22 protein-coding genes, 1 tRNA gene and 2 pseudogenes are annotated in these 26,424 nt (G+C 70.1%); 15 read left to right on the top strand and 10 right to left on the bottom strand.

The window, feature by feature from the left end:
- Positions 1–42: 42 nt before the first annotated feature.
- Together OG219_RS18530 and OG219_RS18525 are read right to left on the bottom strand one after the other, a co-directional pair.
- On the bottom strand, positions 43–1,059 hold the full coding sequence (locus OG219_RS18530) for an SEC-C domain-containing protein (protein ID WP_266827971.1): 1,017 nt from the start codon (positions 1,057–1,059) through the stop codon (positions 43–45).
- A gap of 182 nt (positions 1,060–1,241) precedes the next feature.
- A complete protein-coding gene (locus tag OG219_RS18525) occupies positions 1,242–2,717 on the bottom strand; it encodes a glycoside hydrolase (RefSeq protein ID WP_266827969.1) in 1,476 nt (491 codons plus the stop codon).
- A 271-nt stretch (positions 2,718–2,988) separates the two neighbouring features.
- Here OG219_RS18525 and OG219_RS18520 point away from each other — a divergent pair, with 271 nt between their 5' ends.
- A complete protein-coding gene (locus OG219_RS18520) occupies positions 2,989–3,789 on the top strand; it encodes a class E sortase (protein ID WP_266827967.1) in 801 nt (266 codons plus the stop codon).
- Between the two features lie 42 nt (positions 3,790–3,831).
- On the opposite strand, the gene OG219_RS18515 is transcribed toward OG219_RS18520, so the two are convergent.
- On the bottom strand, positions 3,832–5,229 hold the full coding sequence (locus OG219_RS18515; RefSeq protein WP_266827965.1) for an MFS transporter: 1,398 nt from the start codon (positions 5,227–5,229) through the stop codon (positions 3,832–3,834).
- 149 nt (positions 5,230–5,378) lie between these two features.
- On the opposite strand from OG219_RS18515, the gene OG219_RS18510 reads away from it, so the two are divergent.
- The 4 genes from OG219_RS18510 (at position 5,379) to OG219_RS18495 (ending at position 8,074) form a co-directional block, all read left to right on the top strand.
- Positions 5,379–5,906, top strand: coding sequence for a helix-turn-helix domain-containing protein (locus OG219_RS18510; RefSeq protein WP_266827963.1), 528 nt, complete (start codon positions 5,379–5,381; stop codon positions 5,904–5,906).
- 53 nt (positions 5,907–5,959) lie between these two features.
- Positions 5,960–6,277, top strand: coding sequence for a DUF6412 domain-containing protein (locus OG219_RS18505; RefSeq protein WP_266827961.1), 318 nt, complete (start codon positions 5,960–5,962; stop codon positions 6,275–6,277).
- Between the two features lie 101 nt (positions 6,278–6,378).
- Positions 6,379–7,098, top strand: a complete 720-nt coding sequence (locus tag OG219_RS18500) for a membrane protein insertase YidC (protein ID WP_266836139.1) — start codon at positions 6,379–6,381, stop codon at positions 7,096–7,098.
- 118 nt (positions 7,099–7,216) lie between these two features.
- A complete protein-coding gene (locus OG219_RS18495) occupies positions 7,217–8,074 on the top strand; it encodes a fumarylacetoacetate hydrolase family protein (protein WP_266827959.1) in 858 nt (285 codons plus the stop codon).
- Between the two features lie 65 nt (positions 8,075–8,139).
- Here OG219_RS18495 and OG219_RS18490 read toward each other — a convergent pair whose 3' ends face one another.
- Positions 8,140–8,601 (bottom strand): heme-degrading domain-containing protein, encoded by a 462-nt coding sequence (locus tag OG219_RS18490; protein ID WP_266827957.1) that lies wholly within the window; start codon positions 8,599–8,601, stop codon positions 8,140–8,142.
- Complete coding sequence (locus OG219_RS18485) at positions 8,598–9,752, bottom strand: Gfo/Idh/MocA family oxidoreductase (RefSeq protein ID WP_266827955.1); 1,155 nt, start codon at positions 9,750–9,752, stop codon at positions 8,598–8,600. The genes OG219_RS18490 and OG219_RS18485 overlap by 4 nt, the downstream gene beginning before the upstream one ends.
- A 56-nt stretch (positions 9,753–9,808) precedes the next feature.
- Here OG219_RS18485 and OG219_RS18480 point away from each other — a divergent pair, with 56 nt between their 5' ends.
- From OG219_RS18480 to OG219_RS18470, 3 genes are all read left to right on the top strand, one after another.
- A complete protein-coding gene (locus tag OG219_RS18480) occupies positions 9,809–10,978 on the top strand; it encodes an ROK family transcriptional regulator (protein ID WP_266827952.1) in 1,170 nt (389 codons plus the stop codon).
- A complete protein-coding gene (locus OG219_RS18475; protein WP_266827950.1) occupies positions 10,975–12,135 on the top strand; it encodes a DUF6183 family protein in 1,161 nt (386 codons plus the stop codon). The genes OG219_RS18480 and OG219_RS18475 overlap by 4 nt, the downstream gene beginning before the upstream one ends.
- A gap of 191 nt (positions 12,136–12,326) precedes the next feature.
- Complete coding sequence (locus OG219_RS18470) at positions 12,327–13,160, top strand: hypothetical protein (protein WP_266827948.1); 834 nt, start codon at positions 12,327–12,329, stop codon at positions 13,158–13,160.
- A 1,140-nt stretch (positions 13,161–14,300) separates the two neighbouring features.
- Here OG219_RS18470 and OG219_RS18465 read toward each other — a convergent pair.
- Positions 14,301–15,065 carry a hypothetical protein gene (locus OG219_RS18465; RefSeq protein ID WP_266827946.1) on the bottom strand — a complete coding sequence of 255 codons (765 nt, stop codon included), beginning with the start codon at positions 15,063–15,065 and terminating at the stop codon, positions 14,301–14,303.
- Positions 15,066–15,345: 280 nt separating this feature from the next.
- Here OG219_RS18465 and OG219_RS18460 point away from each other — a divergent pair.
- From OG219_RS18460 to OG219_RS18440, 5 genes and pseudogenes are all read left to right on the top strand, one after another.
- Positions 15,346–15,656 (top strand): annotated as a pseudogene (locus OG219_RS18460) (GntR family transcriptional regulator); the annotation flags it as partial.
- 17 nt (positions 15,657–15,673) lie between these two features.
- Positions 15,674–15,865 (top strand): annotated as a pseudogene (locus OG219_RS18455) (2-aminoethylphosphonate ABC transporter substrate-binding protein); the annotation flags it as partial.
- Positions 15,866–15,987: 122 nt separating this feature from the next.
- A complete protein-coding gene (locus tag OG219_RS18450) occupies positions 15,988–16,767 on the top strand; it encodes an HAD-IIA family hydrolase (protein WP_266461315.1) in 780 nt (259 codons plus the stop codon).
- A 117-nt stretch (positions 16,768–16,884) separates the two neighbouring features.
- Positions 16,885–17,439, top strand: a complete 555-nt coding sequence (locus OG219_RS18445; RefSeq protein WP_266827944.1) for a hypothetical protein — start codon at positions 16,885–16,887, stop codon at positions 17,437–17,439.
- Position 17,440: 1 nt separating this feature from the next.
- Entirely contained in the window at positions 17,441–18,106 is a 666-nt protein-coding gene (locus OG219_RS18440; protein WP_266827942.1) for a class F sortase, read from the top strand.
- A 292-nt stretch (positions 18,107–18,398) separates the two neighbouring features.
- Here the strand turns inward: OG219_RS18440 and OG219_RS18435 are convergent, their stop codons facing one another.
- Positions 18,399–19,166, bottom strand: coding sequence for a GAF and ANTAR domain-containing protein (locus OG219_RS18435; RefSeq protein WP_266827940.1), 768 nt, complete (start codon positions 19,164–19,166; stop codon positions 18,399–18,401).
- 166 nt (positions 19,167–19,332) lie between these two features.
- On the opposite strand from OG219_RS18435, the gene OG219_RS18430 reads away from it, so the two are divergent.
- Positions 19,333–20,337, top strand: a complete 1,005-nt coding sequence (locus OG219_RS18430) for a glycoside hydrolase family 6 protein (RefSeq protein ID WP_266827938.1) — start codon at positions 19,333–19,335, stop codon at positions 20,335–20,337.
- 65 nt (positions 20,338–20,402) lie between these two features.
- On the opposite strand, the gene OG219_RS18425 is transcribed toward OG219_RS18430, so the two are convergent.
- The 3 genes from OG219_RS18425 to OG219_RS18415 all read right to left on the bottom strand — a co-directional run bounded on the left by OG219_RS18425 (position 20,403) and on the right by OG219_RS18415 (position 24,776).
- Positions 20,403–22,340: a kelch motif-containing protein gene (locus OG219_RS18425; RefSeq protein ID WP_266827936.1), complete on the bottom strand. Its 1,938-nt coding sequence runs from the start codon at positions 22,338–22,340 to the stop codon at positions 20,403–20,405.
- Positions 22,337–24,295, bottom strand: coding sequence for a glycosyltransferase family 2 protein (locus OG219_RS18420; protein WP_266827934.1), 1,959 nt, complete (start codon positions 24,293–24,295; stop codon positions 22,337–22,339). Before OG219_RS18420 ends, OG219_RS18425 begins: the two co-directional genes overlap by 4 nt.
- Before the next feature lie 407 nt (positions 24,296–24,702).
- Positions 24,703–24,776: transfer RNA gene (locus OG219_RS18415), tRNA-Lys, on the bottom strand.
- Between the two features lie 177 nt (positions 24,777–24,953).
- Between OG219_RS18415 and OG219_RS18410 the strand changes: the two genes are divergently transcribed.
- The gene (locus OG219_RS18410) at positions 24,954–26,405 is read left to right on the top strand and encodes a peptidoglycan-binding protein (RefSeq protein ID WP_266827932.1); all 1,452 of its coding nucleotides are present in this window, start codon (positions 24,954–24,956) and stop codon (positions 26,403–26,405) included.
- Positions 26,406–26,424 lie beyond the last annotated feature (19 nt).

Below are 26,424 nucleotides of genomic sequence, written 5' to 3'. Positions count from 1 at the left end.
GGACTCCGGCGCTCGTTGGGTTACCTCAGCAAGCCCGCCGGATCACTGGTCGGCGCCGTGACACTCCCCATAAACGCTCCCCGACCCACACCAACAATCCGCCCCCCGCGACGGCGGCCAAGCCACAGCCAGCCCCCTCGCCGCCAACGTCGTCGCGTACTGCGGCAGCAGCGTCGGGTCAGCCGGCGAAGACGCCTCGGACGCAGCGAACGCCTCGTACGAGGGGACCGTCCCCGTCACGATGCCGAGGTTCGGGGTGCCGGAGGACGCGAGTTCCCGAAGCGACGCCTCTATCGTCGCGAGATGCTCCTCGTGCGAGGGGTACTCCGACTCGAGGGGCGGATACGCGGCGAGTAGTTCCGTCAGTTCCTCCGCCGGCCAGTGCAGGACCGCGACCGGGAACGGGCGGGACAGTGCCTGGCGGTATGTGCCCAGTTCCGCGCGCAGGCGGGAGATCTCTGCCTGGAGTTCCTCGGGGTTGTCCGAGCCCAGGGACCACACCCGCTTCGGGTCGTGGAGTTCGTCCAGCGAGACGGGGGACGAGTGCAGGGTGTCCGCCAGCAGGTCCCAGTCGTCGTGGGACGCGCCCAGCATGCGGCGGACTCGGTGGCGGCCGAAGAGGACGGGGTGGGTGGCGTACGGGGGTTCGGGTACGTCGGTCAAGAGCAATGTCGCCGCTTGCGTGAACGTTTCCTGGGCCGACTCCAGCTCGTCGTGGGACTCCAGGGACTCCGCCACGATCACCCAGGGGGCCGGGTCGCGGGGGGCGGCGGCGCGGACTCCGTCGATGATCGCGCGGGCCTCCGCCTCGTGGCCGTACTCCCAGAGGTTGGAGGCCTTCAGGGCTCGTACCAGGTGGGAGTTGTCCAGGGAGTCACCGGATGACAGCAGGCGGTCGTAGAGCGCGGTGGCTCCGGGGCGGTCGCCGGCCAGTTCGAGGTGGGCCGCGGCCTGCACGAGCAGGTGTTCGGCGTCTTCGGGGTAGAGGCCGGCAGTACGTTCCAGGCGGGCTGCTTCGGCCGTGTGGTCGACGTTCTCGGCAGGCGTGTCGGGGCGCATGGTGGACACCGTACTGCCGCAGGCCTGCGGACGAGAGGGATCCGCAGGCCAGAGGCGTCAGAGGGGGGAGGATCACACAGGCACGCGCATGCACGCACAGGGTCACGCTGCCCTGACGGGCGCGCGCGGGCTCACACGGCGCGGTTCACTTGCCACGGTTCACACGGTTCACACCGCACCCCTCACACCACCACCCCATCGACCTGCAACGTCTGCACCGCCCCCGCCGCGAACGGCACGCTCACCGATTTGCCGCTCAGGTACGTGTCCGAGCGTGCCGTGTACAGGTCACCGGCGCCGGACGTGACCGTGTTCCAGCGGGGGACCAGGCCGCCCGTGCCGCCTGTCACCGTGGTGAAGCGGGAGAGGTCGAAGGTCAGGGTCTGGGCGGCGGTGGACTTGTTGGCCGCCACGATCACCAGGCGTTTCGCGGCCGCGTCGTAGGCCGCTGTCGCGTAGTCCACGCCCGTGTTCACGATCGTCATTCCGGGGCGGATGTGGCGGCTGAACTGGGCGAGCACGTAGTACTTCGTCTGGACGGCGCCCGGCTGGAGGGTGGTCGCGTCGTACGCGATCGTCGCCCAGCCCGACGACGGGTCCATGACCTGCCAGTAGACCCAGGCCGTCGGGTGCAGCCAGCGGAAGTCCAGGAGCAGGTTGCTCGCCATGGTGAGGCCGGTGCCGTCGCCGTCGCCGTACTCGGAGTTCCACAGGCCCTTGCCCGCGGTCGTCACCGCGTCCGTGTAGAGGAGGTCGCGGCGGCCGCCCGAACCCTGGTAGCCGTGTACGTTGACGCGGCTGACCAGGGCCTTCGTGGTCGAGCTGAATGAGCTCCAGGTGGTGCGCGCCAGGTCGTAGCTCGTCTCGTCCGATGCCGAGATCCTGGTGGTCGTCAGGCCCCGCTTGTCCAACTCGCTGCGCAGGTACGGGAGTACGGCCGACTGGACGGCGGCGTCCATGTGGCAGCCCTCCTGGGTGCCGGTGGCGGTCCACCAGCTGGAGGAGGGTTCGTTGAAGGGGTCGACGGTCGTGAAGTTCACGCCCCAGTTCGACTTCGCGTACAGGGCCACGGCCGCCAGGTGGGAGGCGTGCTGGCGGTAGTTCCAGGTCTGGAGGTTGTTGCCGCCGCCGGACGCGCCCGACGGGTTGTGGTTCGAACACATCCACCACATCGGGGAGTTGGCGAACAGTTCGCTCACGGCGCCGCGTTGGGTGGCCTTCACCAGTGCGGCTCGCTGCGCGGCGTCCGCGGTCCAGTCCCAGGCCGTGGACGTCGGGTCCTCGTTGTTCCAGTCCTGCCAGAAGCCCTCGATCTGCTTGAAGCCCGGGATGTTGGCGGAGGCGACCATGGACTCGCCGTTCACGCTGTTCCAGCTGCACGCGCCGAGGTTGTAGCGGGCGATGTTCAGGCCGAGGCCCGGCAGCGTCCTGCCGCTGTACGCCACCGACTTGGTGGTGAAGAAGATGTCGGCGAAGTCGTCCCGGGCGCCGAACACGTTCGCCCACCACGCGAGCGAGGTGCCCCAGCCCTCCCATTTCCCGTACGTCGTGGCCGGGTTGACGGCGATGGTCGCGTCCGCGTGCGCGGTGCCTGTCGCCAGGGCGCTGCCGGCGAGCGCGCCGCCCGTGGCGGCCAGCAGTGTTCTGCGTCGGATCATGGCTTCTCCGTCCATCCCGCTCAACTGCCAGTCGTCCCACTGGCGTTGGGCTGCCGGGGCGTGTGCAGGCCTGTCCCGCTGATGCCATCAGGAAGCATCGGGGGTGGCGCGTGAGGTTGTCGAGGGTTATGACAGCCCTTTCTCTAACCGGTTTATGAAGCGGTCGGGCGGTCGAACCGGCGTGGGGAAGCGGGCAGGGAGGGTTACGAGGCTGGTGACTTGAAGGCGCACCCCTTATCGTGCGTGCCGCCCCGGCGAAGGAGGCGTACGCATGCGGGTCACGCGGGTTTCCGTGGTGCGGCACAGCACTCGGCGGCGGCAGGCCATCCGCAGGCGCACCCTGTGGACCGGCGGCGAACTCCTCGTCACCCTCGGGGTCGTCCTGCTGCTTCTCGTCGCCCACCAGCTGTGGTGGACCAACCGGCAGGCCCAGCACAACGCCGCGCGCGAGGTGCGGGCCCTGGAGAGGGAGTGGGGGACCGCGACCCCCTCGGCGCCGGCGACGGATGCCGCGCCGAGTGCCGCGCCCACGCAGGACGGCGGGCAGGATTCCGCCGGACAGGATTCCACCGGGCAGGAGCGGAAGTCCGCGGTCAACAGCACTCGCACGCAACCCAGTTGGTCCCAGGCCTACGCCATCCTCACCATCCCCCGCCTGGGCCTCCGCGTCCCCGTCGCCGAAGGCATCAGCAAGCAGGACGTCCTCAACAAGGGGTACGTCGGCCACTACGAGGACACCCAACAGCCCGGCCAGGCAGGGAACTTCGCCCTCGCCGGGCATCGCAACACCCACGGCGAACCGTTCCGGTACATCAACCGGCTCAAGCGCGGCGACGAGATCAGCGTCGAGACCGAGGCCGCCCTCTACACGTACACCGTCGACAAGACCCTTCCACAGACCTCGGCCGGAGACGGCGGGGTCATCGGAGCCGTACCGCGCAGCACCGCCAAGCCCGCGCACGGGTACAGCGAGCCCGGGAACTACATCACCCTCACCACCTGCACCCCCGAGTACACCTCCAAGTACCGGCTGGTGGTGTGGGGGAAGCTCACCTCCACGCGACCGAAGTGAAGGCCCGGGGCCAGGGTGATGCCCCACGCGAGTCCGGGCCAGTCACCCCCGCTCCCGCAACACCCCCACACCCACCGCCGCCACCAGCGCCAGCCCCGCCGAGACCCCGATCGCGACGTCCGCCCCATGCGCGAGACCCCCTGTCGAGGTCACCAACGCGATCGTCAGCGCGACCCCGGCGCACGAGCCGATGTACCGGAACGTCTGCTGCGCGCCGGACCCCATCGCGGCCCGGGTCCCGGGCACGGACTCGACGGCGAGGAGGGGCAGCGCGGCGTTGAGGAGGCCGCTGCCGATGCCGCTGATGACGAAGCCGGGGAGGAGGCGGGTCCAGGAACCGGCGTCGAACGCGCCGAGCATCGTCAGGGCTCCGGCCGCGTGCAGCGCGAAGCCGAGTGTGAGCTGGTGGTGCGGTGAGACCCGGCCGACGAGGCGCCGCGCCTGGAGGGCGACGACGAAGGACAGGCCGGACCAGAGCAGGAACAGCCAGGCCGTGTCCATCGCGGACAGGCCGAGGGCCCGCTGGAGCAGCGTCGGCAGGAAGCTGAACAGGCCGATCACCGCGAGGCCGGTGAACAGACCGCCCGCGGACGAGGCGAGGAAGCGGCGGTGGCGGAGCAGGCCGAGATCGATCATCGGCGTACGGGTACGGCGCTCGACGAGGACGAACACGGCGGTCAGGACGAGGAACGCCGCCAGCAGGAGGCCCACCGGCGCGCGCAGCCAGCCGTCCCGGCCGAGTGTCAGCGCGGCCACCAGCGACACGAGCGCGAGACCGAAGGTGAACGCCCCCGCTAGGTCCGGCCGGCCGCCGCGCGGCGCCCGGGACTCCGTGAGCGCACGGCTGCCCAGCGCGGCGACGACCAGCGCGACCGCGCCCAGCACCACGTACGCCACCCGCCAGTCGGCCAGCGCTATCGCACCCGCGAGCAGCGGGCCCGCCGCGATCCCGCCGCTGACGAACGCGCCCCACACACCGGTCGCGCGCAGCCGGCCGCGCGGGGTCGGGAACGCGTGCACCAGCAGGCCCAGGCTGCTCGCGAGGATCGCCGCGCTCGCCGCGCCCTGCGTGATGCGGGCCAGTGTGAAGAGGAAGGTCGAGTTCGCGAGCGCGCCCAGTGCCGTGGTGACGCCGAGCGCGACCGTGCCGGCCAGGAACATCCGGCGGCGCCCGTAGTCGTCCGCGAGGCTGCCCGCGACCAGGAGCAGCGCGGCCAGACCCAGCGGGGTGCCGTTGATCAGCCAGGCCTGGGCGGACACCGGGGTGTGGAGGGTGGCCGCGGTGGCGGGGAGGGTGACCATCGGCGCCGTGTAGTTCATCAGGGTCACGGCGGTGGCGGCGCTGGTGAGAGCGAGGGTGCGGCCCGCGGACGGCGGCGGGCTCTCCCGGGTGGGCGCTGCCTCCACGGTGGTGACGGCGCCGCGGTCGAGCTCTGGCATGGCCTGCCCCTGCCTTTCGGGCGAGTGAAGAGGACGGAAGGTGAGCATGGGTTCAGTAGGTCTGTTCATTGAACCCAGCACGTGTGCCGACCATAACATCTGGGTTCGGTCATTGAACCTACCGGGCGAAAATTGGTTACAGTGAGGCCATGGCTCTGGGCAAGGACTATCCGTCGCAGCAGTGCTCGATCGCCCGCGCGCTCGAGGTCGTCGGCGAGCGGTGGACGCTCCTCGTCATGCGCGACGCGCTCTACGGCGTACGGCGCTACAACGACTTCCTCGTCCACCTCGGCATCCCGCGCGCCGTCCTCGCGGCCCGCCTCCAGACACTCACCGCCGAGGGCATCCTCGAAAAGCGCCGCTACCAGGAATCACCGCCACGCGACGAGTACGTCGTGACCGACCGCGGTGCCGCCCTGTGGCCCACCCTGCGCTCCTTGGGCCTGTGGGGCCGCGAGCACTACTCGGAGACCCAGCTGCGCTACTTCCGGCACGCGGCCTGCGGTACGGAACTCGGGACGTACGGCGAATGCCCCGCCTGCGGAACCCTCGTACCGGTCCCGGACGTAGAGATGACACCGGGACCCGGACTCGACCCCCGGCCGGCGGATCCCGTCAGCCGGGCACTGCTCAAGCCCAAGCGCCTCCTTGAGCCGATCGAGACGGATCCCGTATAACAGGCAGCAGGACCAGCGAACGCGACACGAACAGGGAGAGGGGGGAGCAGCCGATGATCCGAGCCCGGAGCATCATGCGTCCCGTCTCCCTGCTGCTCCTGCTGCTCGTCGAGGTCGCTCTGCTCGACTCCGGGGGCCTTGTCGCCGCCGTCGCCGTCGCGTTCACGGCGACCGCCGCTGCCGGTTCCGCGCTCGCCGTCTGTGCGCTCATCGGCTCGCGCTGTGCGCCCGCCGTGCCGCGTACGCGCGTACGGACGGCCATCCGCGACCGCGAGCACCGTACGGCGTTCCTGCCCCAGCGTGATCCCGACGCGGCGGGACGTTCGCGTCCCCGGGCGCCGGGGCGTGCCCTCCTGACGGCCGCCGCGTAGGGCATCTCCTTCCCTGAGTGGACCTCGCGTGGGTCGTCATGCCGCCATCTCGTACTTCCGGCACGACGAGACCCTCGGAGGGCTCACCCATGTCCACGTTCCTGTCCGCTTTCGCACGCCTCGTCGAGCAGCTCGCCGATCTGCTCCAGCCCTTCTTCCACGCCTCCGCGGCGGCCGCCGCGATCGTCCTGTTCACCGCGTTCGTACGGCTACTCGTGCACCCCCTGTCCCGGCAGGCGGCGCGCGGACAGCGGGCGCGTACCAAGCTCCAGCCGCGGATCGCGGAGCTGCGCAAGAAGCACGCGAAGAATCCCGAGAAGCTGCGGACGGCGGTGCTGGAGCTGCACACGGCGGAGAAGGTGTCGCCGCTGTCCGGGATTCTGCCCAGCCTGTTCCAGCTGCCGGCCTTCTTCCTGCTCTACCACCTGTTCTCCAGCTCGACGATCGGCGGCGAGGCCAACGGCCTGCTCGCCCACAAGCTCTTCGCCGCGCCCCTCGGCGACCGCTGGGCGGACGCGCTGGGCGACGGCGGGGTCCTCGGGGCGCCGGGGCTCGTCTACCTCGCCCTCTTCGCGATCGTCGCCGCGGTCGCGACCTTCAACTACCGGCGTACGAAGCGGATGGTGGCCGCGAACGCCCCGGTGGCCGACGGTGACCAGCCGGTGCCGGGACTCGGCGCGATCACCAAGGTCATGCCGTTCATGTCCTTCATCACCCTCGTCACCGTGGCGGTGATGCCGCTGGCGGCCGCGCTGTACATGGTGACCAGTACGACGTGGAGTGCGGTGGAGCGGGCACGGCTGTATCCCCTCAACACGTGAGGGTGGTCCCAGTCCGTGATCAGGGGCTTGCGGACCGGCCGCCGAGCTTGGACGATCGACCAGTCATCCGATGGCTGCACCCGTCGGACGACTGCCGCGATCGAGGGAGATTGTGATCATGAAGCTGCTGCGAGTCGGTACGGCGGGGTCGGAGCGGCCCGCGCTGCTCGATGCCGAGGGGACCCTGCGGGATCTCTCGGGGATCGTCCCGGACATCGACGGGGCGCTGCTCGCCGACGCCGCCGCGCTCGGCCGGATACGTTCCGCCGCCGAGGCCGGTGAACTGCCCGCGCTGGACGCGGCCGGGCTGCGCGTCGGCCCGCCGCTCGCCCGGATCGGCAAGGTCGTGTGCATCGGGCTGAACTACCACGACCACGCCCGCGAGACCGGCGCCGAGCCGCCCGCCGAGCCGGTGATCTTCTTCAAGGCGGCGGACACGGTGATCGGCCCGAACGACACGGTGCTCGTGCCGCGCAAGTCCGTGAAGACCGACTGGGAGGTCGAGCTCGCGGTCGTCATCGGCCGCACCGCGCGCTACCTGGAGTCCCACGAGGAGGCGCTCGCGCACGTCGCCGGGTACGCGGTGGCGCACGACGTCTCCGAGCGCGAGTTCCAGATCGAGCGCGGCGGGACCTGGGACAAGGGCAAGAACTGCGAGACGTTCAATCCGCTGGGCCCCTGGCTGGTGACCGCGGACGAGGTGCCGGACCCGCAGAACCTGTCGCTGAAGCTCTGGGTCAACGGCGAGCTCAAGCAGAACGGCACGACGGCCGAGCAGATCTTCCCGGTCGCCGAAGTGGTGCGGTACGTAAGCCAGTTCATGACGCTGTACCCGGGTGACGTCATCAACACCGGTACGCCGGCGGGGGTTGCCCTGGGGGCGCCGGAGCCGAAGCCGTTCCTGCGGGCCGGGGATGTGGTGGAGCTGGAGATCGAGGGGCTGGGGCGTCAGCGCCAGGAACTGAAAGACGCCTGAGCTGTACGAAGTTGAGGTGTACGGGGTTGGGGGCGCCCCCAACCCCGTACACACTCCGATCCTTCTCAGCCCTTGAACCGCTCCAGCGCCGCCACCACCATCGCGTGGTCCTCGATCTGCGGCAGCCCCGACACCACCACCGTGCCGACAACTCCCGCTCCCTCGACCGCGATCGGGAACGCGCCGCCGTGCGCCGCGTACGTGTCGGGGTCGAGGCGCGAGGAGTCCTCGAACGTCGTGCCCTTGGCCCGGAAGCGGGAGCCGACGAGGTAGGACGAGGAGCCGTAGCGCTCGACGACGCGGCGCTTGCGGTCGATCCAGGCGTCGTTGTCCGGGGTCGAGCCGGGCAGGGCCGCGTGGAAGAGCTGCTGGCCGCCGCGGCGGATGTCGATGGCGACGGGGGCGGCCTGCTCGCGGGCCATGTCCACGAGCAGTGTGCCGAGTGCCCAGGCGTCGTCGTGCGTGAAGTGCGGGAGCGTCAACCTGCGCTCCTGCTCCTCCAGTTCAGGAATGGTGGGGGCGCTCACAGGGACACCACCACTCCCTCGGCGGCGGAGCGGCGGGCCGCCTCCAGGACGTCGAGGGCGGCCGCGGCCTCGAGCGCGGTGACCGGGTTCGGGCCGCCGTCGCGGAGGGCGGCGGCGACGGCCGCGTAGTACGCGGGGTACGCGCCCGGGAGGGTGGGCTCGGGCCGGCCGCCGCCCGTGAGCGGGGACTCTCCCCCAGTACCGAAAGTCTGGGAGGGGCCCCCAGCTCCGACGCGGCCCCACAGGGACTCGGGCTCCACGCCCCACTCCTCGTCGGTGTCCGTGGGGCGCTTGCCCTCGCGCAGGGCCGCCTCCTGCGGGTCGAGGCCGTACTTCACGTAACCGGCCTGCGAGCCAAGGACGCGGAAACGCGGGCCGAGTTGGGCGGTGGTTGCGGAGACGTAGAGGTGGGAGCGGACGCCGTTCTCGTGGGTGATCGCGATGAACGTGTCGTCGTCCGTCTCGGCGCCCGGGCGGCGGATGTCCGACTCGGCGTACACCGAGGTCGCGGGGCCGAAGAGGACCAGTGCCTGGTCGACGACGTGGCTGCCGAGGTCGTAGAGCAGACCTCCGATCTCTGCCGGGTCGCCGGACTCGCGCCAGCCGCCCTTGGGCTGCGGGCGCCAGCGCTCGAAACGGGACTCGAAGCGCCACGCGTCGCCCAACTCGCCCTCGGCGAGCAGCTTGCGGACCGTCAGGAAGTCGTTGTCCCAGCGGCGGTTCTGGAAGACGGAGAGAAGCAGGCCGCGTTCGTCGGCCAGGGCGGCCAGCTCGCGGGCCTCCGCCGCCGTACCGGCGAGGGGCTTGTCGACGACGACCGGGAGGCCCGCCTTGAGGGCGGCGGTCGCGATCGCGACGTGCGTCTTGTTCGGAGACGCGATGACGATCAGGTCCAGCTCGTCGGCGCGGGCCCACAGGTCGTCGGGGCTCGCGGCGAAGCGCAGCCCGTCGCCGAACTCGGCGCGGGCCTGCTCCTGCCGCTCCGGGTTAGAGGTGACGACCGTGTCGAGGGCCAGGCCCTCGGTCGCCGCGATCAGGGGGGCGTGGAAGACGGAGCCCGCGAGGCCGTAGCCGACGAGGGCTACGCGGAGGGGGCCACCCGGGGTGCGGGAGGCGGCGGGCGTGCCGGGATCAGAACCTGTGCCAGTCATACGTCCACTTTCGCAACGCTGTTGCCAAAGTGCAAGCGCGGAGGACAATGGCGTACGTGAACAGGAACGATGCGGGGTCGGGGACGGGTCTGCCAGGTGTGCGAGGCCGGGGTCGTGGCGTGGAGGCCGACGGCGCGGGAGTGAACCTCCTCGCCCTGCGCAGCCACAACGCCGCGCTCGTGCTCGACCTGCTGCGCACGGCAGGCCCGGTCGGCATCAGCCGTCTCGAACTCGCCGAGCGGACCGGGCTGACCCCCCAGGCCGTCAGCAAGATCACCGCCCGGCTGCGGGCCGACGGGCTCGCGACGGAAGCGGGCCGCCGCGCCTCCACGGGCGGCAAGCCCCGCACGGTCCTGCGGCTAGTCCCGGACGCCGGCCACGCCGTCGGGCTCCACCTCGACCGCGACGAGCTGACGGCCGTGCTCTGCGATCTCACCGGAACGGTGGTCGGTGAGCGGAGGGCTCCCCTGGACCTGGGCGGCGGAGCGGACGCGGTCGTCGAGAACGCCGCGGGAGAGGTCGAGGCGCTGCTCGCGGGCGTGGCGTCCGTGCTGGGCGTGGGGGTCGCTCTGCCCGGGCCTCTCGATCACACGCGGGGGGTGTTGCACCGGGTCACCGGGTTTCCGGAGTGGGACGGGTTTCCGCTGCGGGATGCCCTGGCGGGGCGGCTCGGGGTGCCGGTGGTCGTCGACAAGGACACCAATGCGGCGGCGCTGGGTCTTGCGGTGGGGGCCGGCCAGGGGGAGTCCGGCAACGGCTCGGGATCCTTCGTGTATCTGCATCTCGGTACGGGGCTGGGGGCCGGCCTCGTGATCGGCGGGGCCGTGCATCGGGGAGCCCGTACGGGAGCGGGGGAGTTCGGGCATCAGGTCATCCAGCTCGACGGGCCGTTGTGCGGGTGCGGCAACCGGGGGTGCGTCGAGGTGCTGTGCCTGGCCGCGGTCGCGCGGGGCGCGGTGGACGAGGCCGCGCGGGTGCTGGGGGTGGGGGCGGCGAATCTGGTGGGGCTGCTGGACATCGATCTGGTGCTGCTGGGCGGGCGCACGGTGGCCGCGCATCAGGAGGACTTCGTACGGGGGGTCGGTGCGGTGCTGGATGAGCGGGCTCGGCGTGAGGGTGTGGAGGCGGGGGTTCCTGTGCGGGTTGCTCCGGGTGGGGAGCGTGGGGTTGCGGAGGGGGCTGCGCAGTTGTTGTTGGGGCCGTTGTTCGGGTGGGGGGAGGGGTGAGGACGTCCGGCGGCGACGCTTTCCGTCGGCATCCCGGCGAGCGGTTCGGCCCGGCAGAGCTGAAGCAGTTGGCCGAGTCACGCCCGGAGGAGCTGTACGCGGCGGCGGAGCAACTGTGCCGCCGAGTGGCTGGTGAGGAACTCGACGGATCCTCGGCGGCGCGGACCGTTGGACGGATTGCCGAGGCTCTCGCCGACACGCGCTCCCCGGACTGCGTGAGGTTCGCCGTGGACATCGTCGGTCGGCTGTTGCCGCTCGGGCCCGCGCACAGGCTGGAAGGCGACCGGCTGCGGCGCTCGGTGGCCGCGAAGCTGGTCAACGTCCAGCAACTGAGAGACCTTGAGCCTCTGTTCGGCGAGCTGCCGAACGGAGTTCAGGACCCGGCGGTGGAGGTACGGGCCTGCGTTCTCGGTGAGCTTGCCCTGATCGGCACGGGACGCGGCCGGCCCGTCCTGGACGCGTACGCGGAGAGGCTGCGCGAGCTGGGGCACCCGCTGGCCCGGCTGCCCAGGACGCGGCTGGACATCGAGCACCGGTTCGGGGTCCGTGTCCGGGGCCTCGGGTCCATCAAGACCCCGGACCAGCTCCGGTCGCGTTTTCCGGAGATTCCGCCGACCGACAGCGGTGCGGCAGCCGGGTGTACGGCCGGCGAGACACCCGACAGCCGCCGCGCGCGGGTGGCCGCCGAACCCTTCACCGTCAGCGGATGGGCGCGCGAGCCCGAGGCGCGGTTCTTCATGCTGCCGAGCCCGCTCGCCCCGGACGACTTCAACATCTCACTCATCAAAGAACTGTCCCTGGACTGCCTGGCGGGCGAAGGCACGCGCCGGGGTGGCGCCGTCACCTGCCGGACGACGCCCGATGACGTGGTGAACGAGCTGTTCGCGGCGGCGTACAACGGCGGAGTGAGCGGCCGGGCGCAGGGCGGCGCGTACGCCCGGCTCTATGCCTGGAACAGTCTGTACGCGCTGATGGGACTGCCCGCCGACATCCCGTTCCTGGGTGCGGTCCGGCGCGCCGCCGACCACCGGTGGCTGCGCTTCATGGCGTTCACGGACTGGTTCCACCACGACACGTCGGACGTGGCTTTCGCCGTACTCGATCCCACCCGTACTCGGGTCGCGGTGCTCGCGGCGACCGACGGGGGCACCGAATGAGCAGCGCAGACCTCAGGCGCCGGACGGGCTAAATCGTTTCCGCTGATCGAGGGGATCCGCACGGCCGATCATGCCCGCACCGGGCGCGGCGCCCCGGTGCCGTCGCTCGCGTGTGGCAAGGTCACGGGCCGCTGCCCGGTACCGCTTACGCTCCCGATCGGCAAAGGCTCCTCATGCGAACGCGAACGCGAATGCGATTGAGACTGCGCACGTTCCTGCCCCTCTCCGCTACAGCTGCGGCCGCCGCCCTTCCTCTCGTGCTCGCCGCGCCCGGCACGGCCCTGGCGAACCCACGCCCCACCTGCGCCGCGCCCGACACCCGGACCTTTCCGGTGAAGACCCGGATCCACGGGGGTCCCGCCAGTTACGACGTCGGGGGCGACTTCCGGACCTGGTACATCGACCTCACCAACACCACCGCGCACACCTGCGGCGACATCCACCCGATCGTCGTCCTCGTGGATGAGAAGCGGGCTTTGCGGCCCGAACAGGCTCGGTTGGAGTTCTACGAGGGTGCGGAGAAGGGCGAGGGCCGGGATCCGCATCCGGTCGAGTTCGAGAAGAGTGACGAGGACGAGAACGTCGGGGCGTTCGACGACGGGTTTCCGGGGTTCACGGTCGGGCCCGGGCGGACGCTCACCGTGAAGGTGCGTCTGTCCGTCACCTCCGACGCGGCCGTCCCGAACGACGTCGTCGCGAACGCGGCCGTCGTGCAGCGGCACGACGACGACGGGGACTGGGTGGGGGAGTCGAACGACTACCGGTTCAGGATCGAGGACGAGGGTGAGGGAGAGGGCGTGGAGGAAGAGGACTCGGGTGGTGACAGCGAACTCGGGACCTGGGCCGGGAGCGGTAGCGGCGACGGCGGCGTCGTACGCGAAGAGGGGGCGGCGTCGGGTGCGGACGAGCTGGCCAGTACCGGTCCGCGTGCGCAGCACGGGTTCGGTGTGACCGTGGGCCTCGGGTTGTTCGCTGCGGGGGCCGTACTCCTCGCCGTATCCCGGTGGGTGCGGCTGCGTTGGTGACCTCCGTGGGCTGCCGCTCGGCTTCGTCCGGAACACCGGCCTGTCCGGCGATCCGCGCGACGCCCGCGTCCGTGCTCGCCGCGTGCTGGTGGCAATCGCGATCCTGATCGCCATGGCCGATACCTGGAGCCCCTCGCGGCGGGAACCGTTCCTAAGTTGATTGGCCGGTGTTGGCCATATCGGGCATCCCGAACAGCGTGAGTTGCTGGTCCGGAATGCTGGGCCCCCGAACGGTGGTGGGGCCGTGGGGCGGGTGCTTCCGGGTGGGCGCGCTCGCGTCTGACGCACCACGGGTGTGGTGCTGCGTGTCGTCCTGCCTGGAGCTGTCCGCTCCGTCCGGTCTGGGATGCGGTGACTCGGCGGTGTGGGGACGGCTGGCCCGGTGCGATCCTCCGGTCGCACGGCCCTCACCTCGGCACGCCGTGGGGCGTGGGTGGTGGGGGTTTGGCGGGGTCCGTCTTTCCTGCGCCGGGCCGTGCAGCCCAGACCGCGTCTGCCGATGACCACCGCGGCGGCATGATGCCCCGTGACGGTGGTCGTGCCGGGAGAAGTCTGTTGTTTCAGGGGGTTCAGCCAGTGCTGGGCGCCCCACTTGCTGGTGTACGCCGGGTCCACCGCGATCACCGAAAGCCCGGCATGATGTGCCATCCCGGCGAGTCGGCCGCGGAACTTCGCGGTCGGAATCCCGGCCACCATGCGGCGGAAGGTCTTCCCGCGCCTGCCCCGGCCCAGCTTCTCCCTACCGGTGGGGCGGGCGTCGGTGAAGTCCAGATCCTCGATCACCAGCGCCGCACAGTCGTGGAGTTGGGCGAGGCGGATGAGCTGGGAGACGGCCTCACGCAGCCGGGCATCCCGGGCCGTGGCAGGAAGGCCCGCCAGTTCCAGAGGCAGGGTGCGGGGCGCGCCGACGGGGTTGCCGTGTGGGTCGAGGATCCAGGCGGCGAGGTGGTCGGCGTTGACGTCCACCGCCAGCACCCGGTGCTCGCGCAGCACATCCAAGGTGGGGGCGGGAGTCGGCTGGCCCTTCTGCACGGTGGACCAGGAGGCGTCGAGATACCAGCGCCCACGTCCGGGGTCGTAGGTGATGTCGTAGCGCACCGGCGCACCGGCGCACCCGCGCTGATCCGGTCGGCCCACTGCTCACCGCGGTGAGGGAACGAGGCCGCCGCGTTCAGGAGATACCGGCCGCGCGGGGCGTTCGCGTACTGCTGGCGCAGGGGTTCGGGCAGGACGAGGGCGATGGCGCCGTCGATGGGGTTGATGCTGATGGTGTAGTTCCCGAACGGCGCCCGCCGACCACTCCTCACCCCATTCACCCAACTCTGCCTGCCAGGCAGCCTCGGTCAGCGGCTTCGGCCCGGGCGCGGCGTCGTACAGGTGGTGGCGGGAGTTCAACAACCTGCGCCCGCCCCGGGCGACCCGCACCCGGCCGGAATCCCGCTCCCGCACCGCCTGCCGCAGATCACCTTTCAGGATCTGCAGGCGCTGCTGCTTGGCCCGCCGCTCCCCATGGTCGGCATACCCGCGCACTGTCCTCCGCCCGCGGCGCATGGTGCTGCCGGGCGGGACGGCGAGGCGGGCCTCGATCGCACGGATGGCCTGTCGCAGGGAGCCGATCCGGGCGTTCAACGCCCGCCTGCCCAGCTGGTACTGATCCTCGGAGGTGCGGGTGATTGCCCCCGCCCACCGCGACGACGACTGCACGGTCAGCGCCTTCTTACGCTCAGCCCGCCGGTTCTGCGCGGCCGGAACGTTCCCCATCCGCACCCGCGCGGCCAGGTCCGCCCCGGCCAGCGAACCCAGATGGTCCCCGACTGCCCGCAGCACCACGGCGTCCGTCGGCGAGAGGTGTAGCCGGGTCCGGATCCGGCACCCGGACGGCGACGCGACCACGAACGGGGCCACCAGTGCACGGTAAGGGCGCAGCTCCCGCCCCTTCCCACCCCGCACCTGTTTCCCCACGCCACACCCCCCGCCCTCACCTGTGATGATCTCGACGAGCCGAAACTAACGCCGCCTCTCGCCAACGCGGGGCACATGTCAGCGATTGGCAAACAGGTGATCCACTCCGCACGGGAATGACCGAAGACGATCACCGGCCAGGCCGTAATCCACCGACGGCGCCCCATGACCGAAATGGCCAACCCTGACCGACCAATCCAGGAACTGCTCCCAACCCGAACGACTGGGCCCCCGGCGCCCCGTCCGCTCCGGCATCCCGGAGCGCGGCCGCATCCCGAAGTGCTACGCGGTGAGGCGCATATCGCCCTGCTCATCGAGGAGTTAGGTGAGGGCGGCCCGCTGCCGCCCGAGCGTGACCCCGCGGAGAAGTAAGAAGTCGCGCGGGAGGCTGTGCGGCAGGCGCTGCGGGAGCTGCTCCCTGAGGGGAAGCTGCGGCGGCAGGGGCGCGGCATAGCCGTGGCGGGGCCGAAGTTGGAACAGCCGCTCTCGCTCGCCGGCTACACCGAGGGCGTACGGCGGCAGGGGTGCACCCCTGCCGTACGCTCACCGCGAAGGCGCAGCAGCAGGTCAGCGAGATCGGCGGCGGCTTCTCCGCGCGCACGGACATCAAGGCCACCGACGCGAACGCCATCGCCCTCACCAAGCTGATGGACGGCGTGCAGATCTTCGAACCGGACTGGTCCGACATCGACAAGAACCTCACGTCGTACGTCGAGGACTGGAAGACCGCGACCGGCAGCTGATCGAGGACGATCGCTACCCTGGGGCTACGCAGCACCGCGCACGTCAAGCCACCGCGCACGTCAAGCACAGCGCAAGCGCACAAGCACGCGCACGTCACACGCGCACGTCAGGAGACCGGCACATGTCAGAGCGCAAGCCCATCGAATCGTGGCTCACCGACATGGACGGTGTCCTCATCCACGAGGGTGTGCCGATCCCCGGCGCCGACGCCTTCATCAAGAAGCTGCGGGAGTCCGGGAAGCCTTTCCTGGTGCTCACCAACAACTCGATCTACACGGCCCGTGACCTGCACGCCAGGCTCCAGCGCATGGGCCTGGACGTGCCGGTCGAGAACATCTGGACCTCCGCGCTTGCCGCCGCCAGGTTCCTGGAGGACCAGCGGCCCGGCGGAACGGCGTACGTCATCGGCGAGGCGGGCCTGACCACGGCGCTGCACGACATCGGGTATGTGCTGACGGACCACGAGCCCGATTATGTTGTTTTGGGTGAAACGCGAACTTACTCCTTCGAGGCCATGACCAAGGCGGTCCGGCTGATCAAGGGCGGCGCCCGTTTCATCGCCACCAACCCCGACGAGACCGGCCCGTCCGCGGAGGGCCCGCTGCCCGCCACCGGCGCGGTCGCCGCGCTGATCACCAAGGCGACCGGCAAGCAGCCGTACTTCGCGGGCAAGCCGAACCCGCTGATGATGCGGACGGGCCTGAACGCGATCGGGGCGCACTCCGAGACCAGTGCGATGATCGGCGACCGGATGGACACGGACGTCCTGGCCGGGCTCGAGGCCGGCATGGAGACGTTCCTGGTGCTCACGGGCCTGACCACGCCCGCCGAGATCGAGCAGTACCCGTACCGCCCCTCGAAGATCGTGAACTCGATCGCGGACCTGGTCGACCGCATCTGAGCCCGGGCCGCACCCGCCCGATCTAAACCATTCAGGACCCGTACGGAGCAGTCGTGACCCTCTGGAGATGCGCCCCGGTGCCCCGAGGAGGAGTCTCCAGGTATCTGGAGGTTCACGATGCGCTCACTGCGAATCACTCTCTGTGCCGGGGCGGCGGTGGCGGCGGCCGTATTCGCTCCCGCCGCCCACGCGGATGATGCGGCCGGCGCGGGCGTCCGGGTGACGCCCGCCTCCCCGGCCCCCGGCAGCGACATCCAGCTGCGGGCGACGGGGTGCGCGGGGCGGACCGGCACCGCGAAATCGGCCGCGTTCGTCGCGGACGCGCAGCTCACGGGCAAGGACGGCGCGCTCGTCGGCGACACCCGCGTGCCCACCTCGCTCAAGCCCGGCACCTACGACATCAAGGTCAGCTGCGACGGCTACGACGACAAGGTCAAGGGCACGGTCACCGTCGCGGCCGGCGGCGGCCCCAGCCCCTCCGCCCCCGCCTCGCCGGTCGCCCCCGTGCACGCGGGCGGCGGCGGCACCGCGCACCTCGCCATGGTGGACGCCCGCGAGACCGGTCCCGGCACCCGGCAGGCGGTGATCGGCCTCGTCCTCGCGAGCGTCGCGGCGGTGGCCGTGGCGGTCCGCAGCGCCCGCCGGAGCCGCCTCGGCGACGCCCGCGACTGACATGTCCGACCAGGAGCGCTCCTCCGCTGCCGGGCGCCTGCTCACGGGTGTCGCCTGGGCGGTACTGCTGCTCGGGCTGTGGCTGTGGGGCCGCGAGGTGACGGACGTACGGCCGGGGATATCGGCGCCGACCACCGGGGACATGGCGGCGGTCGGAAGGCCGCCCGAGGTGCAACTGCCGCCCGCACGGCGGCCGTTGGGGGACGCGAAACCGCAGCGGGTCGACATACCCTCGATGGGGGTGCAGGCGCCCGTCGTGGCCCGCGGGCTCGATCCGCAGGGCGCGATCGATCCGCCGCCCTTCGACCAGCCGGGTGTGGTCGGCTGGTACGGCGCCGGTGCGAAACCGGGGGCGGCCGGGACCGCGCTCCTCGTGGGGCACGTCGACACCGAGACCCGGCCCGCGGTCTTCTACAAGCTCAGCGCGGTACGGCCCGGCGAGACCGTCCGGGTGATCCGCGACGACGGAACGGTCGCCGAGTTCACCGTGGACGACGTACGGGTCCTCTCCCGCGACCACTTCGACGCCCAACAGGCCTACGGGACAAGGGAGTCGGGCCGCGCCGAGCTGCGGCTCATCACCTGCGGCGGCACCTTCGACGCGACGAGCCGCACCTATACGGCGAACGTGATCGTGTCGGCGTACCTCACCGGAAGCGGACTCTGAACCCATGAGGGTCACCCAGCCCGCCAAGTCACCTGGCCCGGTCGACGACCGCTCCCCCGGAGTCGCCGACCGGGCTGGTCCTCGACCGCGCGCGCACGGGCTGCGGGAGTAACCCGGCGTCCGGCACGGGAGGTACTGGGACCAATCCGCGATTATCGCGGTCCGGCCAACTGGCCGGGGGCTGGGGCCGTTTGAGGCAACTGTAGAACGGATCAGCGTTCCGGCCTAGGGGCTGTTTGACGCCAGGTCGACAACCGGTCTCTCTGTGTAATCCGCGCAGGTGGACCGCGCCTTATCGAGGCGTTCCCGGGCCCCCGCCCAGCTCGTCGGGGTCCACCGACCCGTCGATCACTCCCGTCGCGACCTCGTCGAGCGGCAGCCGGTGCCGGCGCGCGTACCGGCGCAGCGTGAGGAACGCCTGATCGACCCCGGTGCTCCAGCGCTCGGCGAGCATGCCCTTCGCCTGCTCGATGCGTACGCGACTGGACAGGGCCCCCTGCAACTGCCCCGCCAGGGTGCGGTACTGGTCGTACACCCGGTGGTTCTGCAGTCCGACGGCCGCCGCGTCGGCGAGGACCTGGGCCAGCCGCACACCCCAGTCGTTCTCGGGAGGGTCGGTGTGCTCGGGCAGGGTGGGCACGAAGACGTTGAGCGCGCCGAGCAGGGTCTCCCGGCGGCGCAGCGGGACCGCGAAGGTCGCGGCGATGTCGTGGCGCAGCGCCCGTTCCGTGAAGTCGGGCCAGCGGGAGGCGGCATGGGCGACGCTGATCGCGACGGGCGGGACCGGCCGGCCCGTGCCGTAGCTGTCCAGGCAGGGCCCGCCGTGGCGCTGGACGGCCATCAGGTCGAGCGCGACCTCCTGCCGGCGGCTGCTCACCGCGAGGGACACCGCCTGGCCGCCGTCGATCAGCATGACCCCGGCGGCCCGCGCGCCCAGGAGCTCCACGACGTGGTCGGACAGGCGCTGCAGATAGTGCTCGGCGTCGAAGCTGTCGGACAGCGTGTCCGAGGCTTCGAGGAGGGCTGATGCCAGCAGCGTTTCCCGGGTACTCAGGTGCATGTGCCCTACCCCGATTCGATTGTCCAGCGCCTCACCGCTCAGCCCGCACCTACCCGGCGGCCCGGGGCTGTAACAGCTCTCCACCAAGGGGTGGGTGATCTCGTGGGCGGCGCGGGACGTATGTCAGGATTGACCCTTCGGACGAGTACACCCAAGGGGGAGTTGGATGTACGGCAGCAGGCAGGCGGTGGCAGTGGCGGGGGCGGCACTGCTGCTCGCGGGGTGTTTCTCCTCGGGGGGCGACGGCGACGAGGACAACGGCTCCGGTGCCAAGGTCACACAACAGCCCAAGAACTCGGACCCGTTCTGGGTCAACCCGGACGGGAACGCGGCAGCGCAGGTCGCCGCGTACACGAAGGCAGGCAAGGACGACGACGCCGAGCAGATCCGCAAGATCGCCCAGCAGCCGACCGGTGAGTGGATCGGCCCGGAGAACCCGGAGCAGGAGGCGCGCGGCTTCACCGAGGCCGCCGAGAAGGCCGACCGGGACGCGATCCTGGTCCTCTACAACATCCCGCACCGCGACTGCGGCCAGTTCTCACAGGGCGGCGCCGCCGACGGCAACGCCTACCGGACCTGGATCGACGGGGTCGCCAAGGGCATCGAGGACCGGCCCGCCACGGTGATCCTGGAGCCGGACGCCGTCCTGCACCTGGTCAACCAGTGCACCCCGGAGGAGTTCCACGAGGAGCGCTACGACCTCCTCAAGGGGGCCATCAGCACGCTCAAGGCCCTGAAGAACACGAAGGTGTACGTGGACGCGGGCAACGCGGGCTGGGGCCACCCGGACCAGATCTTCGAGCCGCTCCAGTGGGCGGGCATCGACGCGGCCGACGGCTTCGCCGTCAACGTCTCGAACTTCTACACGACCGCGGACTCCATCGCGTACGGCAAACAGCTCTCGGAGAAGGTCGGCGGCAAGCCCTTCGTCATCGACACCAGCCGCAACGGCAACGGCCCGTACACGCAGGGCGAGGCCGACGAGAACTGGTGCAACCCGCCGGGCCGCGCGCTGGGCGAGACCCCGACGACCAAGACCGCGGATCCGCTCGTCGACGCGTATCTGTGGGTCAAGAGGCCGGGGGAGTCGGACGGCGAGTGCAAGGGCGGGCCCAAAGCCGGTGAGTGGTGGGCGGATTACGCCCTGAAGCTCGCCGAGGCCTCCAAGTAGTTCGTACGCGACTGGGGGCGCCCTTCGAGGAGAAGGGCGCCCCCAGTCACGTAACTCCCGGGGAATCAGGGCACCTTGACCCACTGCGCCTTGCTGGGCGTCCCCTGATCATCCGTCACGAACAGCATGTACCAGCCGGATTCGACCAGGTTCCGGTTCTTCGGCACCGTCACCGTGATGCCGTCCTTCGTCTTCTTCAGGTCAAGCGCGATGGACCGCTGGTCGGTGTCGGTGACATGGGTGGACGCGCTCGGCCGGATCAGCCGGGCCGTCTTGATGGACGAGGCGTGCTGTGTCTTGAAGGTTCCGGAGGCGCCGCGGGCGATCGTCTCCGGGCCGTCGGAGAGCGTGGGCTGCGAGCCGTGGAACAGGTACGGCGGCGTGTAGATCTCGATGCGCTGCTCGAACACGCCGGGCTTGGTGTTGGCCTTGTCGGAGTAGAGCGAGTCGGAGCCGAAGAACATCACGCGGCCGTCGGGCAGCAGCAGCGAGCCCGAGTGGTAGTTGCGGCCCACCAGCGGGTCGGCGACCTGGTTCAGGTCGCCCGACTTCGCGTCGTAGATCCGCGCCTCGAGGATGTTGGAGTCGCCGCGTCCCCGGTAGTCCTCCGAGCCGCCCGAGATCAGCACGGTGTCGTCGGGGAGGATCGAAGACTGCGGGTAGCGGGTGCCCTTCTCCAGTGACGGCCCGTCCACGAACTTCGGGTCGTCCGCCAGGAGGTCGATGATCCGGGTCTTCTCGCTGGACTTGTTGGACTCGCCGACCCCGCCGCCGCCGATGACCATGTACTTCTCGTCCTGCGCGGGCGGCAGCAGCACCGTCCCCGAGGTCTCCAGGAGCTTCGGGTCGCTCATCCCGGTCAGCTTGGTGAACTTGTTGGTCTCCAGGTCCCAGATGCCGGGGTCGCGGCCGACGTCGTCGGGGCCGTAGCCCGCGTTCGAGCCGGAGTAGAACAGCTCGCCGTTCTGCATCAGGGAGATCGCCGGATAGGTCGGGAACTGGCGGATGCCCTCGGTGTACGTCCACTTCTTGGTCTTCGGGTCGAAGACCTCGTTCTTGCCCGGGACGAGCTGACCGATCTCGTCCAGACCCGAGAGGCTGAGGACCTTGCCGTCCGACAGGGTGGTCAGCGTCGGGTACCAGCGGGCCTCGTTCATCGGGTCGACCTTGATGTACTTCTCGGCGACCGGGTCGAATTCGAAGGCGTCCCTGATCCCCTGGAAGTCCTTCTTGTCCAGGGCGAGCTTCTCCGCTATGCCGTACGTGTTGCGGGCGTCGGTGCCGGTGAGGCCCTGGACGCGGTAGTTGTCCTGGGTGCCCGTCTCGTACTCGGTGCCGCTCTTCTGCGCCTCGACGTAGATCCGGCCGAGGCCGGGGTCGTTGCGCAGGAACTCGCCGGTGTCCGGGTCGAAGACCTTCTTGGCGCGCGGGACGAGCACCGGGTCCTTCGACACGAAGGTCTTGCCGTTCTCCTTGCCCGTGAACTTGGTGCCCGCGGGCAGGGTGATCGGCTCGTCCGGGTTCTCGTTGTGCACCACCATCAGGCCGCCGGCCTTGGTGACGTCGCCTTCGAGCTTCTCGTAGCGCTTGGTGCCGCCGGCGATCAGCAGATTGCCGTTGGCGAGCTGGGTGTGGCCCGTGCAGAACAGGTCTTTCGGCGTCGGGATCTTCTTGATGGTGCCCTTGACCGGGTCCCAGATCCGGGTGTCGAACTTCTTCGCGTCGAAGTTGTCCGCGTCGTTGCCCGAGCCCGCGATCAGCAGGATCTTGCCGGTGTGCAGCAGGGCAGCGTGGATGGTGTTCTGCCGGAACTCCTCGGGGAAGTCGACGACGTCCCAGTGTCCGTTCTCGGCCTTGTACTCCGGCTTGTTGATCTTGTACTCGTGATATTTCTCCGTCCCGAAGCGATACAGCCACGGGCCGTTCATCCCGGCCAGCGCGAGAACCACCGCCGTGCCTATCGCGAGACGACGGACACGGCGGCGGCTGGCACCGTCTTTCATTTCTTACGTCCCCCAAGGGAAATCTGCATGGTCTGGTCATTGCCACTGTTGGCTGCGGCCCAATGGGGCTTGTGCTGCGGGGCGTGCGGGGAGTGCTGCTCCTGCTGGGGCACCGAGGCCTGCGCCGGCAGCGGGACCGGTTCGGCGGCCTCCGCCGCGTGCTTGGGCTTCTTCCTGTCCTGCCGCATCGTCCAGCGCCAGGCGAAGATCGGCGAGGCCGTGATCAGCAGGGCGAAGGTGGCCCAGATGATCATCGCGGGGTGGGAGTGCCCGAGCGTGAAACCGGCGGCGATCGAACCGGCGAACACCAGGATGAAGAAGAGGTGGATCCGGAAGGTCCCGAACAGCGTGTCGGGGCTCGCCGAATCGCCCTTGGGCGTCACCACGAACTTGCTCTTGCGGCGCAGTGCGGCGTCCATGAGCGAGCGGGCGTATATCGGCGCCGAGAGGGCCGACATCATCATGCCCGCCACGCCGCCGCTGCCCTCGGGCTCGTGCGGCGAGACGTTGTGGCGGCGGTTCCAGATGTAGAGGCCGATCTGCAGCGCGGACGCGTTGCCGTAGAGCATCAGCCAGACCGTCGGGTCGATGTTCACACCCGAGGCGCCCAGACCCAGGAACAGGGCGCAACTCAGCGCCGCGAGGATCCAGTTGAGGGCCGACATCGGATAGAAGATGATCATCATCGTGTAGTTGAAGAGCTTGCTCGGCGGCAGCGAGTAGAAGCCCTTCCAGTACTGCTTGAGGATCGTCTCGTACGTGCCCCGCGACCAGCGCAGCTGCTGGGTGAAGAAGTCCGTCCAGGCGTTGGGGCCCTCGCCGACCGCGAGCACGTCGGGCGTGTAGACCGAGCGCCACTTCCTGCCGGTGACCGGGTTCTTGGCGCGGTGGATCTCGAAGCCGGTCGCCATGTCCTCGGTGATCGAGTCGTACAGACCGCCGATCTGCTTCAGCGCCTTGATGCGTACGGCGTTGGAGGTGCCCACGAACATCGGGGAGCCGTAGGCGTTCCCGGCGCGCTGGATCAGGGCGTGGAAGAGGAACTGCTGGGACTCGGCGGCCTTCGTGATGACGTTGTCGTAGTTCCCGTACACCTGCGGGCCGATGACGAAGCCGACGTCCGGGTCGCGGAAGAAGCCGAGCATCCGTTCCAGGTAGTTGGGCAGCGGCACGTGGTCGGTGTCGACCGAGGCGAAGTAGTCGTAGTCGCCGCCGTGCGCGTCCAGCCACGCGTTGTAGTTGCCGTGCTTGGTCTTGGCGCGGTGCGGGCCCTTGGGCATGTTCCACTTCGCGATGCCCTTGCGGGAGAAGTGGTGCACGCCCAGGCGCGCGCAGACCTCCTTCACCTCCGGGTCGTCGCCCTCGTCCAGGAGCCAGATGTGCAGAAGACCCCGGTGGCGGATCTTGACGGCCGCCTCCAGGGTCTTGGTGACCATGGCGAGGGGCTCCTTGCCGGGCACGAAGGAGGTCATGAAGGCGACTTTCGTGCCGGTCTCGGGCACCACCGGGATGGGGTCGCGGGCGACCAGGGTGGCGTGCGCGTTCGACAGCACGTTCAGGCAGCGGAAGAGCTCGATCAGGCCGATCGAGACCAGCATGACGATGTCGAGGGCCGGCAGGAAGTCGTACGCGGGATAGTCGCGTTCCGTCCAGTGCTCGGGCTGGAGCAGCCAGCCGAGCAGGACCAGCGAGAGCAGCGGCGCGGCACCCAGCATGAGCGCGGCCCGTAGGCGGTGCGGCTCCTGCGACAGGAGCGAGCGGTACTGCACCTTGTACGGCTTGTTCGGGTCGGGCTGGGTGAGGGGTCCGGCGAGCCGGCTGTAGTGCTCGTAGTCGTATCTCGGAAGCGTTTTCTTGATCCTGCGGAATCCGCCCGTCCGGTGCGATGGCACCCTGAGCTGTGTCGTCTCTGACGGGTCGAAGTCCTGCCGGGCGCCCGTCGGCGTCGACGTCATGAGTCATCCCCCCGCACGCGGATGTCCGCGTGTTCGTCGGTTCAGTCGTCCGCTCGGGTCCCCCTAGACCGTCACGGACGCATCACTGGCAGGCCAGCGTCACCACATCATCTCCATGAGACAGACATGGAACGACGACCTTCCGGTTGCATGATGCCCCCCTCGGCATCTGTTCATGAACTGGGGCCCCCATCCATCCCCGTCATTCACGCAACCGACCTTGCCCCCAACTGTCAGAAATCGACAGTCCCTTGAAGCCCAGGGTTCTACGCCTTACATCATGATCGCAAGATGCGAAACGCGGTGTTAACCGGTCATACGCGCTAATTGGGACGCGTGTACGACGAAGGGGTTGTAGTGGCATATGACGGAGGGCCCCTCGCTGCTGCGAGTGGCCCTCCGGTCGGTGCGCCGCCAGGGACTCGAACCCCGGACCCGCTGATTAAGAGTCAGCTGCTCTAACCAACTGAGCTAGCGGCGCGCGCTGACCCCGGGAACTCTACCCGACCGGGAGGGGTGCCCCGGACCCCGGCGGCCCCCTTGGCGCGGGCGCCCTGTACATCATTCGGACCGTCAACATGCGACACCGGATGACAGTTGAGAAACTGCGCCTGTGCAGAAGCGCGGAGATTTCGACCTGGAGTGTGAGGGGAATCGCATGAGGGCTCCGGTATTCGAGGAATTCGATGCCGCGAGCGACTGCGACTGCCCCGGATGCGTGCACTGGCGACGCGTCATGCCCTATTCCTCTTCCCCTCTCTCTTCCCCTCCCTCTTTCCTTTCCTCCCTTTCCGGTCCCGTGGGCCATACGGCGGCCCGCAGGGCTCTCGTCCTGGCCGCGGCGGCCGGCACCGTCCTCGGCGCGGGCCCGCCCATGACGGCGGTCGCGGCGGCCCACGGACCCGCCCGGCCCGGCATCCCCGCAGGTGACGAGCCCGAGACCCCGCAAGGCAGCAAGGCCCCGCTGCACGGCCCGGCGGGGGAACCGGCGGCCCACGGAAAGCCCGGCACCGTCTCCAAGGCACCCGCGACCACCCGGGCCGAGATCATCAACCGGGCCAAGACATGGATCGACGCGGAAGTGCCGTACAGCATGAGCGAGTACTGGTCGGACGGCTACCGGCAGGACTGCTCCGGCTTTGTCTCGATGGCCTGGAACCTGCCGGGCAACGAATGGACGGGCAGCCTCGACACGCTCGGCGTGCGCATTAAGCGTGAGCAGCTGCAGCCCGGCGACATTCTCCTCTTCCACAATCCGTCGAACCCCGAGAAAGGCTCGCACGTCGTCATTTTCGGCGGCTGGACGGACTACACGCACACCTATTACGTCGCGTACGAGGCGGCACCTCCGCACGCCCGGAGGCAGACCACTCCGTACCCGTACTGGAGCAACGAGGACCGCTATCTGGCCTACCGCTACAAGGGGCTGACGGAGAGCGCGAGCGGGGCGAAACCGGCGGCGCCGAAGCCGTCCGCGTCCAAGGCGCCCGCCCGCTACCCGGGGGCCGCCTACTTCAGGCCCGGAGCGAACAACAAGTACGTCACCCAGCTCGGCCGACTTCTTGTGGAGCGCGGCGCGGGCCGCTTCTACACCTCGGGTCCCGGCCCCCGCTGGTCGACCGCGGACCGGCGGGCCACCCAGGCGTTCCAGCGGGCGCAGGGCTGGACGGGAGCGGACGCCGACGGGGTGCCGGGACCGCTGACCTGGTCGTACCTGGTGGGCAAGAAGGGCAAGGACATTCCCCCGGAGGGCATCCCCCAGGAGGACGTCCCCCAGGAGGACGACACCTGGGAGGGCAACCCCGGGCCCACGGGGTCGCACAGCCAGGGACCGGCCGGGGCGCACGGGCCGGGTGCCTCCTCGCACGGGGTGCCCGGCTATCCGGGGCGCGGGATGTTCCGGCCGGGGGCGACCAACGCACACGTCAGCCGGCTGGGAAAGCAGCTGGTCAAGAAGGGGTTCGGCAAGTACTACAGCTCGGGTCCCGGGCCGAGTTGGGGCGAGGCGGACCGGCGCAACGTCGAGGCGTTCCAGCGGGCGCAGGGCTGGCGCGGCGGGGCGGCGGACGGCTACCCGGGGCCGGAGACCTGGCGGCGGCTCTTCTCCTGACGCACCGACGCACCGACGC

The sequence above is a fragment of the Streptomyces sp. NBC_00038 genome, assembly GCF_026343635.1.
GTDB lineage: Bacteria > Actinomycetota > Actinomycetes > Streptomycetales > Streptomycetaceae > Streptomyces.
Note: the sequence above shows the minus strand (reverse complement) of the source record. Positions and strands in the feature narration are given on the sequence as shown.